Genomic DNA, 14145 nt, shown 5'->3' with positions numbered 1-14145 from the left:
CGGTAAGGACTTGTTAAGGCCCGACGCCGATAGTCGCACCTAACTTGAGGGAGAAATCCCGTTCCTCGGCCCCAGAGGATCTGAATTCGCTCAAGCCCCCGTTGTGACAGCAATCCAATCCTTAAGGCGTCCTCCAGGGCGCCTTTTCTTTTGGAGTTGCTATTCCGCGAGCACCCGGGTCGACGGGAAAGCGACCTCCACCAGCGTGCCTTCGCCAGGCGTCGAATTGATGGTGAAGCGGGCGCGGTTCGCTTCCACCATCGCCTTGGTCAGCGGCAGGCCAAGGCCGGTGCCGTCGCCGCGGCCACGCTTCAGGGCATTGATCTGCTTGAACGGTTTCAGCGCCTGCTCGATCTCGGCCGGGCTCATGCCGATGCCGGTGTCGCGCACCCGCATCACGACGTCGCCCGAGGTCTCGTAGGCGGTCGAGACGATCACCTGGCCGCCAGCCTGAGTGTAGCGGATGGCGTTCGACAGGATGTTGAGCGCGATCTGGCGCACGCTGCGCAGGTCCGCCACCACTTCCGGCAGCCGCGAGGCGAAGCTGGAGCGGATGATGACGCGTTCGCGGTTGGCCTGCGGCTGCATCATAGCCACCGTCTCGGCCAGCGTGTCGTTGAGCGAAACGGCCTCGTAAGCCATCTCCTGCTGGCCGGCCTCGATCTTGGAGATATCCAGGAGGTCGTTGACCAGATCAAGCACATGGTTGCCCGAGCGGTTGATGTCGCGCAGATAGTCGCGGTAGCGGTCATTGGCGACCGGCCCGAACTTCTCGTCGACCATCAGTTCTGAAAAGCCGATGATGGCGTTGAGCGGCGTGCGAATCTCGTGGCTGATGCGGGCGAGGAAGTCGGTCTTTTGCGAGGAGGCGCGCTCGGCCACCGCACGCGCTTGGGTGAGATCCTCTTCGGCCCGCTTCCACTGCGTGATGTCGCGCACGACGGCACAGAAGCCGCTGTCGTTGGGCAGCCGGCCGATGGTCATGAACAGCGGGATGAAGCGGCCCTGCGCTTCGCGTCCGATCACCTCGCGGCCGTCGTTCAGGACGCTCGCCACGCCGGGCTCGGACAGTCCGCTGAGATAGTCGCGCGCCGCGCGCTGGCTTTCGATGGCAAACAGCGAGGCGAACGGCTTGCCGGTCACCTCGTCGCTATCGAAGCCGAACAGCGCCTCGGCCGGGCGGCTGATCGAGCGGATGGTGCCGTCGCTGCCGATCAGCACGACGCCGTCGGTGGCGGTGTCGATGATGGTGCGCATCTCGGCGATGCGTGCCTTGAGCTCGGAAATGTCGGGCTGCGTCTGTTGCTCGCCGACCACGTGCAGGGCCGCCGGCGCCTCGTCCTCGCCGGAACGGCGTACGACCAGCATCAGTGCCTTGCCGTCGCACCAGGGAACCGAGCGCAGGATGGCGTCGATCGGGAATTCGTGTCCGTCGCGCGTCCTAAGCCGCAGCGCATGGTCGCTGCCGTCCGAGGCGCCGTCATCCGCATAGGGATCGGCAAACAGCGCGCCCAGCCCGCCGGCACCCTCAAGGTCCTCGAGCGCGGCGTAACCGGTCAGGTTCAGGAATTCCTCGTTGGCATAGTGCAACTGGTCGCCCGAATGGATGAGCAGGGGCACCGGCAGCTTGCCGAGCAACAAGGTATCCGGAGCCTTGCTTTCGTCTCCGACGGAAAAGGCGGACGGCAAGAACCCACTGGCTTTGAGCGGCGGCACCTGCAGGCGTGGCCGTTCAGCCGGGCTCTCGGCGGCGCCGCTTGCGCCTTCGGTTGCATCGGCGGGCGCAACGGCCCGCTCATCGGCCGAGGCGGCTTCCTCGCCGTCGGCCCAATCCTCATTGTCTTCGGCATCGCGAAAATCGGCCGCCGTCATGCTGTCATCGTCGACAGCATCGGCTTTGGCAATGATCGGTTCGCCGCCGGTCGCGAGAAGCTCGGCGGTCCTTGGTTCCGCCGCTGGGTCGGAAACCCGCGGCTGGTCGTTATTGTCCGCGACAGGGCCGGCTTCGTGACCCCGGCCGGCATAGTCAAGCAGCGAGCCTGCTTGATCGGGCAAGCTGCTGGCGGGCTTCCGATCCGTCGCTTCGTCTGGCCGCGCACCGTCAAGCCGTGTCAAGTCCTCTTGATCCCCGGCATCGGTCTCCGATGGCTCGGCCGGTTCTGTATCGGGGGTCGACGCAACCTCGCCTGCCGCCATGGCCGGCGCTTCGGCCTCCGGCTTCGGGACCTTAGCTATTTCGGCCGGGGGGTCAGCGGGCGCCTTGGCCGCCGCTTCATCCGTGCCGGGCTTTTCCGCTTGCGGAGGCTCGGCCGGCGAACTGTCCTTCCTCAGCCGTTCGCCGATCTCGCGGAAGGCGCTTCGCTCCAGCGTCGACAATCCCTTGTCGTTGGCTGGCTGCCGGTGTTCGGCCAGCCGGATGACCTTGTCGGCGAAGCGCCGCTCCGGTTTTGGCACGATGGTCAGCGCCGGCAGCTCGCCCTTGAACGGATCCGCCGCGTTGGGCTCCTCGGCCTTCGGTTCCTCGGCGGCAGGTTCGGCGGCTGGCGGTTCTGGCGCAGCCTGCGTCTCGCCATTGGGCACCAGCGCCATGCCGATCGCTTCCGGATCGACGACCGCGTCGCCACTACGGGCAACGCCGAAGCCGCGGAAGCCTTCGAAGGCGCGGCTGCGGCCATAGACCGGCAAAGCCGCCAGATCGACGGGGATCTTCATGTCGGTGCCGACGACTGGCCACAGCACGGAACGGCCCGACCACGTATCGCGCCGCTCCAGGAGGCCGGCGATCTCGCCCGACGCGTCGAGGCCGAAGGCCGCCGCGACATCCCTGAAGCGCCGGCCGATCACATCGGCGGCGGGCTTGCCGACAATGTCTGCGAATTCCGGCGACAGCGCGCTGAACCTGCCCTCGGCGTCGGTGCGCCAGACGAAGCGCATCGGCGCCGCCGAACGGCCTATCGTGCGGGCGGCCGGGGTTGCGGTCGAGGCGGAAGGGAAGGTGGCCAGGATGCCGTCCGGCCCGTTCCTTTCCCCCGAAGCTCCGGCGACGGCCTGTCTGGTCCCGGTCTCCGGGGCCGGCGTGGCGGACTCGGGCCGATGATCGTCCTCGCCCGCATGGAAGTACCAATGATCGTGCTGTGGAGACGTGCCGCCGGTCGCCGGCTGGTCGCCGTTTGCCGCCACCGGTCCGGCTGGGCCCGCAACGTCGGTCGGCTTCGGGGCGCTCTCGGTGACGGCTTCAGAAGAGGTGGGTTCCTGCCTGGCCGTTTCTGCCTGTGGATCCGCCGCGGGCTCCTTGTCCGGATCTGGCCGGGGTTGCACGGCGGGGGCACCCGCCGCGTCGGAAGGCTCGTGCGCCGGCGTTCCGTCTGCGACGTCGGCGTCCTCGAGCCGATCCTCGTCGATCACTACCAGCAGATGCCGCTCCGGCGTCAGCCGGGCGAGGCCGGCCGGGTAGGAGGTCTTGCTGCCCGGAACCAGGCGCTTGACGATGCGGTCGCCCTCGGCAGCCACATCGGCCACCAGGGCCGCCAGCGTCGCGGGCTGGATGCCAAGCGCGGAAAACCCTTCCGAGGCCGCCTCGACATCGCCCTTGGCATCGACGAAGGCGATGAAATGACCGTCTTCGGTGAAGCCACTGATCGCCCGGCTGGCGATCTCGGCAACACTTCGCGAGCCTGTCTGTCCCGCCGGCACCACCAGCATGATCGCCTTTTCGTCATCGGGCAGCGTCACGGCACTTGCAAGAAAGCCGACGGCGCGGCTGGTCATGCCGGTTGCCAGCCGCACAATGATGGCGCGATCGCTGCCGATCTCAGGAAAGCCGCTGGTCGCCATCACCTGGCGGCGGGCGATCAGCGGCAGCCGCGCCGAGGCGCCGATGATCGCCTCGATTTCGGGGTAGCCGAACACGGCTGCGCCCGGGCCATTGGCCCAGATCACCTGCTCCAGGTCGACCGACAGAATAGTGATCGCGTCCCCGGCGGCAAACCGCTCGCGGACCGCGTCGAGCACGGCGACGTCGAGGAAGGAGTATTCGGACGGCATGCGCTTGGCGGACCCTCACGGAGCGGCGAATTTGCAGTTAACGCTTTGTTAATAAAAGCCGCAGGCGCGAAGGTCCACAAGCCAGAACGTGCAAAGGCTGGAATTTGGGCTTTTGGTTAACGGCCGAAAGAATCTTTTTGTGCAGTGCAACAAAGATATTGCAACGCACAAAAAATGCCTTTATATTGCCACCATAGATGAACGAGACGGCTTTCTGTCAAAGCCGCTGCCGCTGAAAAAGGATGGAAAATGTCCAGGACCAAGACCGCCGAGACGATCGAAAACGTTGAATTCCCGAGCTTCGATGCTTCCAAGGCCACCGACCAGATGCGCGCTTTCGCCGAAAAGGGCGTTGAGCAGTCGAAAGAGGCCTATGCCAAGCTTAAGACCGGCGCCGAGGAGACCCAGAAGGCCCTGGAGTCGACTTACGAGACCGCCAAGACCGTTTCGAGCGACCTGTCGCTCAAGACAATCGCCGCGCTGCGCGCCAACGCCGAAGCCGGCTTTTCGCACCTCGAAGCCCTGATTGGCGCCAAGTCGCTGTCGGAAGTCGTCGAGCTGCAGACCGCCTTCCTGCGCAAGCGCGTCGAGATGACCGTCGAGCAGACCAAGGACTTCCAGGCCGTCGCCTCCAAGGCGGCCGAGGACGTCTCCAAGCCGATCAAGACCGCCTTCGAGAAGGCCGTGAAGGACATTAAGGCTGCCTGATAGTTGCGCGTGATCGGAAAATGCAACGAAAGGACGCATTTCCCCGGATATGATCAAGCGTATGATGGCAGCCATCAACGAATACCCGGCGGGTGGAACCTCCTCCCTCCACCTCCGGGTGACCAGCCAGCACCTCCTCCCGCTGGCTCGTAACAGGAAAAGGCCGGCACCTCCTCCCGCCGGCCTTTTTCTTTGCCTTGTGCACGTAGTGCCGCTGTGGGGAAGTGGTCTTTGCTTTGCAAAAGCCTTGAATTAAAATCCATAAGCCCGTAAGGACGCATCGCCGAACGACAGAGCGGATCAAGTGGGACGGGATTCCTGCAGGGATTTGCTCAGGCAAGTGTGCCGTTGTAGCTCAGCTGGTTAGAGCGCCGGATTGTGGATCCGGAGGTCGCTGGTTCGATCCCAGCCAACGGTACCATCGGCGCATCTAAGTAACTGATTTCGTTGGATAAATCCTCCGATTTTGACGAGGGCATTGCCCCATTTTGAACTTTTCCGCTACCTATTGTGCTACAAATGGTACGTTCAAGACATGGGAAGACGCCGCGAAGAGCAAGACCCTGACCGCTCTCGGCCTCCATTTCCAACCGACTGGATTCGCGACAAGATATTTGCACCTGGCGCGCTGGCGACGCTCAATGATGAGGCACGAGGTATCGTGCTTGCCTTTGCGGAAACGGGTGCCAGGCCAAGCGAACTCGCCAACCTCCACTTAGGCGTCATCCATCTCGATCATGAAGTGCCGCACATTTCGATCGAGCCACGCGACGACCCTAATGATCCGCGCGAGATCAAGACCGCTTCATCGTGCGCAAGGTGCCCCTGGTGCGGCCAAGTCAGCAAAGCCGGGCCAGCATCAAATTCACCCCACGCGCCCTGCGATCGTATGATGACCTGGGCCACGGTTCAGAGATGCTCGCCTGATCGGCACAGGTTTGATAAGCAATGGCGGCCTTCGGCGGAAATAGGGGGCTTCGGCTAGTGGTGACATTGCTGGTCGCAGTGTCGGCTACCGCCGCCTTCGCTTCCTTCAAACGAAAGGTATTGTGGGAGACGGTGCAGACCTGCGCCCTCACAACTGTACGTCTCGGGACAGCCTTTCCCTGCGAGGAGGTGACCCTGCCCAAGGATGGGACGTTTGGATCGGCCCTCATCAAATCACCGCTGCACCGAACCGAGTTTGTGCTGACCCCAATTTCGGCGGTTGCGGGCTTGGAGAGCCCACTTGCCCAATCCATTGCCGGCGCCCAGCTTTGGAGCGCGGCATGGGAGGCGCGACGGAAAGTTGAAGCGCAACTTGGACGTCGCCTGCCACGATCGGCCATAGGCCTGGCAGTCAATTCTCGGAACGAGCGGTCTCAGGACCAGTTGCACATCCACGTCGATTGCTTGTCGAAATCGGTAGAAACGACGCTCGCTCTGAACGGTCCGAAGACAGGCGCGCCTTGGCAACCGTTTCCTGTGATATTGAAGCGGCGTCCCTATTGGATAATGGCGCTCGACGAGCCTGATCTGCGAACTGCCAACGTAATCGGTCTTGTTGTTGCTGGATTGCCTCACGGGCAACGCGCCATGTCTCACTTAAATGTCATCGTCGCCGGTGCAACGCTCGCTGATGCGAGGCCGGGCTTCTACATTTTGGCGAATTGGGAAAAGGCGGGCGAGCGCCTCCTCGATCACAGATGCACGTCGCGCTAAAATCTGACATCGGCGACGGGAACGGCTGCGCGCTCCTGTTCTCACCCGCGTTTGCTCCGCCACGGCGATTGGCGTACTGGCGATCGAGCATGATAAGAAGTGCATTCGTTTCTGCTCAACAGGCGAATTGGTCCATCCGCGCACGTGCGCGGCTCGAAGCGTTGCGGCGCGCCAGCATTGTCGAGCGCCTCGATGCCGACCATTGGAAGATCCCGAATGACATCGCCGATCGCGGTGCTACCTACGACACCCGCAGCCACGGCAAGGACTTCATTGTCCGTACGCTTTCCTTCCTCGACCTCGACAGCCAGGTGACAAGCGACGGCGCGACTTGGCTCGACCCGGAACTGGCCTCGCCAAACCGGACCTCGCTGGCACAGGCAGGCTTCGGCCGGGAGGTGGCCGCATGCCTCGACGGACGCCTGCAAAACCTCATCGATATGGGCTACGTCACCCGATCGGCCGAGGGCGGCGTCCGCGCCCCGCGCGACCTGCTTCACGCCTTGAACAGGCCGAGATCGCCCGCGTCGGCCGTAGGATGGCGGCCGAGCGCGGGTTGAGCTTCATTCAAGCCAAGCCCCGGGGAATATGTCGGCGGCCGGCTTGCCGGCGCCGACCCCGCCTCCGGCCGCTTTGCCATGATCGACGGCGGAGTGGGCTTCCAGCTAGTGCCTTGGCAGCCGACCCTCGACAGGCGCATTGGACAGCACTTAACCGGGATCGCTCGTGATGGAGCGGGGATTGGGATTGTGAGAGCGCACGACAAGACTTGGCGCAGCACACTTTACTTCTGGCGGAAGGAGGAATGAACCGACGCAAGAAGCGGGCTCAGGATATAGTCGAGAGCGGTGCGCTCCTCGGTAACTATCATCACTGAGGCCGGCATCCCCGGATAGAGCGCGATCTGCGGGGCTGCGGCCAGTTCGGCCGGATCGACCACAACATCGGCAACGTAGTAGGGGAATCCGGTTTTGCTGTCGGTGACGCGATCCGCCGAAATACGGGTGACGCGTCCGTGGATGACCGGTATGGAACGCTGCTTGTAAGATGTAAATCGCACTTCCGCCATCATGTCGGATCGCAGGCTTGATATGTCCTCGACGCGAACCTGCGCCTGGACGACCAGCGAGTTCCGCGTCGGCACGATGTCGAGGATCGTCTGCCCGGGGGCAACGACTGCGCCAGTTGAAAAGACGCTGAGGTTCATCACCTGGCCGTCATAGGGCGCGCGGACCACGGCGCGATCCACGGCGGCATGACTCGCAAACATTTTGGGCACAAGATCTGTCAATTGCGATTGCGTGTCGATCAGCATTGCCGAGAGCTTGGCGCGCCGTTCGTTGGTAAGCTGTGCGATCTGGCTCTCGAGCTCGGCCTTGTTCTGGCGATTCCCCGCGATCTCGCCGAGAGCCTGGTCGATCAGGCCCTGCAGTTCGGACGCGGAGCGGTCGAGCTCAAGGATGCGCGTGCGCGTCGTCAGCCCGGCCTTCAGCAGCTTATTGAGGTCCACCTTCTCGTCGGCGGTTGATTTGAGCTGCGCGCGATAGGATTCGACGCGCCCCTGCTTGCCGTCGATCTGCTCATCGAGTTCTGCGATCCGCTTCTGCAGAATCTGTCGGGCGCCTGCCATCGAGGCGCGCTGGTTTTCGAGATCGGCGATCTGGCTGGCCATCGCGTCCTGCAGAAACACCTGATGCTCGACCGTGACGTCCTTCGGGAAAGCGACCGCCTCCTTGCCGTCCAGCTCCGCGCGGATGCGGGCATCCGTCGCGCGCAACAAAGCATATTGCTGGGAATAGAGGTTGAACTCGGACCGGTTCTTCGTGTCGTCCAGCACCAGCAATATGTCGCCGGTCTTGACGATGTCGCCGTCCTTGACGTGTATCTCCTTCACCGTGCCGCCATCGAAGTGCTGGACGCTCTTGCGGTTCCCCTCCACCTTGACGACCGCGTCCGCGAGCACCGCGCCGTTCAGCGGCGCAATGGCGGCCCAGCCGCCGAAAATGCCGAAAAAGGCAACTATGATCAAAACGCCTACGAGAGTCGGCGCCTTAATCGAATCCGAGGCGGTGGGGCCGGTTTCGCCAGGCAGGCTGCGATATATGAAGGCGCCATCGCTCAACGATCTCTCCTGACCCGGCTCATTGCGTTGCCACTCCGATCGGAGCCGCGCGCTGGTTGAGCAGCGCCACGATCTCGTTCCGCATGCCGAAGGCTTCGACGGCGCCGTCACGTAACAGAAGGATTTTGTCGACATTCGCGATCGTCGAGGGCCGGTGCGACACGATGATCACTGTGCTGCCGCGGCGCTTGAGCTCAATCGCGCATTCGCTCAGCGCGCGGTCGCCGTCCGCGTCGAGATTGGAGCTCGGCTCGTCGAGAATGATCAGGTTCGGCGTTCCAAACACCGCCCGCGCAAGCGCAATACGCTGCCGGTAGCCGCCCGACAGAACGGCGCCGCCCTCGCCGATCTGCGTCTCGTAACCCTGCGGGAGGCGGATGATCATGTCATGCACCCCGGCCAAGCGGGCGGCCTCGATCACCTCCTGGTCGACATTGGTCTTGAAGCGCCCGATATTGGCGGCGACCGTGTCGGAGAAGAGCTCGATGTCCTGCGGCAGGTAGCCGATATGGTCGCCGAGCGCGTCGCGACCCCAGTGCGTCATGTCGGCGCCGTCCAGTCTGACGGTTCCACGACTGGGCTGCATGATGCCAGCCAGGTGTCGTGCGAGGGTGGATTTGCCCGCGCCCGAGGGGCCGATGATTCCGAGCGCCTCGCCGGCCTCGAGCCGGAACGAGATGTCCCGCAGCAGAATCTTCTGCAGGCTGGGCAGCGCGTAGCTCACCTGCTCAACCGAGATCTTGCCTGTTGGCTTCGGCAGATTGAACGAACGGTCGTTGCGCGTATCGCTATCGACCAGCTTGCGAACCCTCGCCAGCGCACCGCGCGCCAGGACAAGGCTGCGCCACACGCCGACGATCTGCTCGACGGGCTGGAGACCCCGGCCCAGAAGAAGGCTTGCCGCGAAAATGGAACCGCCGCTGGTTTGCCGTTCGATGACCAGATAGGCGCCAAGGCCGAGGATGAGCGACTGCATGGTCAGCCGAAGAAACCTGATCAGTCCGGACATCAAGGCGGCGCGGTCGCTAGCGTCCGCCTGACGCCGAAGCGCCAGGTGTCGATCGCGTTCCCAGCGGCGGATGAGGCCGTCGAGCATGCCCATGGCGCGGACGACTTCCGCGTTCCTGAGGCTCATTTCGGTGAAGGCGTAGTTGGCGGTTGCCAGGTCGTTGGCCTGCTTCAGCGGCCCGCGCACCAGATATTCGTTGCTTACCGCCATTGCAACAAGCAGCAGCGATGAGCCGAGCGCGAAGAATCCCAGCCAGGGGTGCAGCAAGAAGATGATGGCGATGTAGATGGGCGACCAGGGCAGGTCGAGCAGCGCATGGACACCGCTGCCGGTAATGACCTGCCGGAACGTATCGAAGTCGCGGATCGGCTGGCTCTGCGATGAGCCCGGCGAGGAGGCTTCGAGCGAGTTGGCGACGACCTTCGCAGAAAGCAACCGATCGAGGCGTGCGCTGGCGCGGGTCAGGATCCTGGCGCGCACCAGATCGAGGCCGGCTAGCGCAAGGAAGGCCGCCAGCAGCACGATCGTGAGCATCAGCAGCGTCGTTTCGCTGCCGCTGGTGACCACCCGATCATAGACCTGCAGCATATAGAGCGGCGAGGCCAGGTAGAGCAGGTTGATCGCTAGGCTGAACCCTGCCGCGACCAGGAAATAGTGGCGGCACGCCAGCAGCGCGTCCTTTACGATCTTGCTTTTGCTGTTCAGACTCAATGACCCAGCGGAGAACCGCCCCCTGTCCAATTGCACGCGCAGAACCGATGCTACTCCAGATCCTTCAAACGGCCACCCAGTCGGTTCTTTTTCCTGCCGTAAACCTTAATTCGTAAGCTGAATCTGCGACCCTCCGACCGGAGGTGAGCCGCGTGTGTTTGCGGCTCACCTTCAGGTTCACGCTACGACACCGCTCGCCGTCAGGCCATACTGAACCACCGTCCTGCCGGCCCCGTCGTCGACAAGCGTGAAGTTATGCGCATCGAAGATGCCGAGGAGGTGAAGCGTGGCATTGTGAGCACCGTCAGTCACGGTCAACGTCCCTCCACTGCCGTTCGAGTCCGCCTGATAGGCCGCGGACGTTCCAGCGCCGAACAGGATGTCGCCGAGGTCGATCTTGTCGTCGTTGGTGATGCCGCCAATCCTGCCGCTGAAGTCGAAGGAATCATCGAGCTGCAGCGTGCCAGCGGCATTCTGCGCGAAGGTCACATCCGTCGATGAGGCTGCGCCGAATTCCAGCTTCGACAGGTTGCCAATCGTGGCTTCGCCGGTGCCCGTGACCTGGCCCTCGATCGTGATGTTGCCGCCATTGGCCCAGAGCAGCCCGGAATTGGCGAGCGTGCCGGTGATCGTCAGGCCGCCGGAACCCGTCGCTTCCAGCGTTCCCGAGTTGACGGTGGTGTTGGCGCCCGTGTCGATGACCAGCGCGTGGGTGCCGGTGGCGATGATCGTCCCCTGGTTGTTCAGGGACAACAGGCCGCCGCCCAGTTGGCCCGCGCCGGAGATGGTATTGTCGACATTGGTCAGGGTGACGTCCGCGCCAGTGCCGGAGATAATGTTCGAGTCGCTGTCGGACAGGACGATCTGGCCCCCGCCCTGCAGGGTGATGCCGTGCTGAATGAGCTGCAGCAGCGTGTCGCTGCCTGCAGAGTCGAGCGAGATGAGCCCGCTGTTGTTGATCGTGCCGCTCAGCGGCAGCATGGCGCCGTCGCCGATCGTCATGGTGCCGGCGTTATTGACCACCGGCGTCTGGTCGAAGACGAAATTGCCGTCCGTGAGCGCACTCGAGTGGATGCCGTCCAGCGTGATCGACTGTCCGTCGCCGAGCGTGATCACCGCATTGCCGTTGCCGTCGTCGGCCATGTGGGCCTGGACGTCGGCGAAGCTCTGGAAGCCGGAATAGCCGATCAGGTCGATCTTGTCCGCGGCGGTGTCGAAGCTATGCACCATGTCGTTGCCGATCGGCTGCGAGAAGACGAAAAGATCGTTGCCGTTCGAGCCGGTCAGCACGTCGTCACCGGACCAGGCGAAGATGGGGCCTCCAGGAGCAAACGATTCAAAATTGTCGGCAACGTTGGCCGAAGTTTGGGTCCCGTCTGCATTAACCCATGTCTCTGTCACCTTGAGCACAACAGCGCCGACGTACCCAGCAGCGGACGTGACGCTCAATGATCCGACGTCGTTGGTTACGATTGACCACGATCCATCAGCGTTTTGGACTCCAGCATTCAAGGTCCAATTGGTTGGAAGGCCCGTCACAGTCACTTCGGTTGCAGAACCTGACTGTCCAGCAAAAGAGAACATGCCCAGATTCGTAGACGTTCCCGATATTCCCGCGGGGGCAGTACTCGTACTTACCCTCGTATTCCCGGCATTGTCGTACTCTGTAACGACCAAGCTATGCCCATTTAAACCCGCCTGCGATAGTGTCCAGGTTCCGGCGCTTTGGAACGATGCATTGTAATCAGTATTAGTATCGTTGTCATGAACCGTAACCTTCCAAACGTCAGCATTGTCCGTAGTGGCAGTGAGCTTGCTTTTCCCGTTGTTGTAGCTCCAGCTAAGCGTCGCAGGTGGCGTAGCATCGATCGTGACCGCCAGGCCGGCCGAAGCCACGCTGGTGTTGCCGGCGACATCGGTCTGCTTGGCCGTCAGCGTGTGACTGCCACTTGACAAGATCGAGCTGGTGATCGACCAGTTGCCGCTGGCGTCCGCTGTCCCCGTACCAAGGACAGTGGTACCGTTGGTATCGAACAACGTCACCGTTGCACCCACCTCCGCCCCAATGCCGGTGAGGGTCGGCGTGGTCACATTGGTGAGGTTGTCAATGCTCGACGAACCGGTGTCCGTTGCCGCCGTCATGTCGGGCGCAGACGGCGCAGATGCCGTCTGGTCCAGCGTATAGCCGTGGCCGGTGCCGGCGGTCGTGTTGCCCGCCTGGTCGATCGTGCGCACCGACAGGGTGTTGGTGCCAGACGACAGCGTCACGCCGGACGCCGAGAAGGTCCCGGCACTGGCGCTCGCCGTCACCCAGGTGGCGCCGCCGTTGGCGCTGACCTGGATCGTCTCGCCCGCACTGAGCGTGCCGGTGTAGGTGCCGCTCACCGTCTGCGATGCCGTGCTGGTGATGAAGTCGGTCCCCGAGCTGCCGGTATCGGCGCTCAGCGCCGCCACCGCCGCAGCCGCGCCCGGCGCGGTCTGGTCCAGCGTGTAGCCGTGGCCGGTGCCGGCGGTCGTGTTGCCCGCCTGGTCGATCGTGCGCACCGACAAGATGTTGGGACCAGACGACAGCGTCACGCCGGACGCCGAGAAGGCCCCGCCGCTGGCGCTCGCCGTTACCCAGGTGGCACCGCCGTCGGCGCTGACCTGGATCGTCTCGCCCGCACCGAGCGTGCCGGAGTAGGTGCCGCTCACCGTCTGCGATGCCATGCTGGTGATGAAGTCGGTCGCCGAGCTGCCGGTGTCGGCGCTCAGCGCCGTCACCGCCGCAGCCGCGGTCGGCGCGGTCTCATCGACCGAGATCGCCTGGGTCGCCGTCGTCGCGGCGTTGCCTGCTGCGTCCGCGACATTGGCCTTGACCGTGTAGCTGCCGTCAGCCAAAGCCTGCGCATCGGTCGCGCTGACGTTGACCGACCAGACCCCGCTCGACACCGTCGCCGTATAGGTGTCCTTCACGTTGTTCGAGCCGTCGACGATCGTGATCGTTGCAATCTGGCCGTTCACGCCGGAACCGCCATCCGAGGCCGTGCCGTTGATCGTCAAGCCCGTCGCCGCCTCAGTCTTATTGACGGTGTTGTCGCCCGCGATCGGGCTCGTGATCGCAATCGTCGGCGCAATTGTATCCACCTTGTAGCTGGCGTTGTCGGTCACCGAGGTGGCCGTCAAGGTCGCGCTGTTGCCGGCCGCATCCTTGATCGTGCCGCCGTTCAGGCTGAGCGCGTTGGCGTCTATGCTGATGCCGTTGGTATCGGTCTGGCCCGACTGGGTGGTGTAGGTGAACACCAGCGAGCTGCTGCCGCTGCCCGACGAGTAGTTGGCCTGCACCGTGGTACCACCGATGTTGAGCGCCAGCTGCGGCGTACCCGTGACCGTCACGCTCTCGCTGAGCGCCACCGTCACGCTCACCACGTCGCCGGCGTTCAGATAGCTGTTCTGGATCCCCGTCGCGCTGGTGATCGCTTCGCTGGTGATGGTCGGCGCGGTCTCGTCGACGGCGAGCGAATGCGTCGCCTGCGTCGCCGGGTTGCCGGCGACATCGGAAACGTCGGCGGTCACCTGGTAGCTGCCGTCGGCCAGCGCGATGTGGGTGAGAGCGGCGGCCGGAACGGTCGCGGTCCAGGCGTTGCTGGTGACGACGGCGTCGTAGCTGTGGCCGTTGAGGCTGACGGTGACGTGCTGGCCGTCGTCGACGCCGGAGGTGGTGCCGCTGATCGCGAGCGGCGACTGGGCTTCCAGCGCGTTGAGGATATCGTCGCCGGCGATCTGGCTGATCGTGATGGTCGGCGCGGTCTCGTCGACGGCGAGCGAATGCGTCGCCTGCGTCGCCGGGTTGCCGGCGACATCGGAAACG

Annotated in this window: 6 protein-coding genes, 1 tRNA gene and 2 pseudogenes; 5 read left to right on the top strand and 4 right to left on the bottom strand. The window is 63.7% G+C overall.

Features of this window, described 5'->3' with window-relative positions; genetic code table 11:
* Positions 1–159: 159 nt before the first annotated feature.
* Entirely contained in the window at positions 160–4044 is a 3885-nt protein-coding gene (locus FJ938_RS20015; protein ID WP_140696626.1) for a PAS domain S-box protein, read from the bottom strand.
* A 249-nt stretch (positions 4045–4293) separates the two neighbouring features.
* On the opposite strand from FJ938_RS20015, the gene FJ938_RS20010 reads away from it, so the two are divergent.
* The 5 genes and pseudogenes from FJ938_RS20010 (at position 4294) to FJ938_RS19990 (ending at position 7262) form a co-directional block, all read left to right on the top strand.
* The gene (locus tag FJ938_RS20010) at positions 4294–4752 is read left to right on the top strand and encodes a phasin (RefSeq protein WP_140696623.1); all 459 of its coding nucleotides are present in this window, start codon (positions 4294–4296) and stop codon (positions 4750–4752) included.
* A 344-nt stretch (positions 4753–5096) separates the two neighbouring features.
* Positions 5097–5173 (top strand) — tRNA-His (locus tag FJ938_RS20005).
* A gap of 147 nt (positions 5174–5320) precedes the next feature.
* Positions 5321–5563, top strand: a pseudogene (locus FJ938_RS30030) (integrase); the annotation flags it as partial.
* Positions 5564–5739: 176 nt separating this feature from the next.
* Positions 5740–6453, top strand: coding sequence for a CDP-diacylglycerol diphosphatase (locus FJ938_RS19995; protein WP_181169146.1), 714 nt, complete (start codon positions 5740–5742; stop codon positions 6451–6453).
* A pseudogene (locus FJ938_RS19990) lies at positions 6438–7262 on the top strand (DUF3363 domain-containing protein). The gene FJ938_RS19995 and the pseudogene FJ938_RS19990 overlap by 16 nt, the downstream one beginning before the upstream one ends.
* On the opposite strand, the gene FJ938_RS19985 reads toward FJ938_RS19990, so the two are convergent.
* The 3 genes from FJ938_RS19985 to FJ938_RS19975 form a co-directional block, all read right to left on the bottom strand.
* On the bottom strand, positions 7238–8575 hold the full coding sequence (locus FJ938_RS19985) for an HlyD family type I secretion periplasmic adaptor subunit (protein ID WP_140696618.1): 1338 nt from the start codon (positions 8573–8575) through the stop codon (positions 7238–7240). The pseudogene FJ938_RS19990 and the gene FJ938_RS19985 overlap by 25 nt on opposite strands.
* 19 nt (positions 8576–8594) lie before the next feature.
* Entirely contained in the window at positions 8595–10289 is a 1695-nt protein-coding gene (locus FJ938_RS19980) for a type I secretion system permease/ATPase (protein ID WP_140696765.1), read from the bottom strand.
* Positions 10290–10472: 183 nt separating this feature from the next.
* The coding region (locus FJ938_RS19975; protein WP_140696615.1) for an Ig-like domain-containing protein at positions 10473–14145 on the bottom strand (3673 nt) is incomplete at its 5' end.

The sequence above is a fragment of the Mesorhizobium sp. B2-4-14 genome, assembly GCF_006442155.1.
In the GTDB taxonomy this organism is placed as follows: Bacteria; Pseudomonadota; Alphaproteobacteria; order Rhizobiales; family Rhizobiaceae; genus Mesorhizobium.
This window is presented reverse-complemented; position numbering and strand designations above follow the sequence as displayed.

Excerpts from the sequence above, each read along its gene's own strand:
- FJ938_RS20015 (WP_140696626.1), bottom strand. The coding sequence starts at position 4,044 with ATGCCGTCCGAATACTCCTTCCTCGACGTCGCCGTGCTCGACGCGGTC.
- FJ938_RS20010 (WP_140696623.1), top strand. The coding sequence starts at position 4,294 with ATGTCCAGGACCAAGACCGCCGAGACGATCGAAAACGTTGAATTCCCG.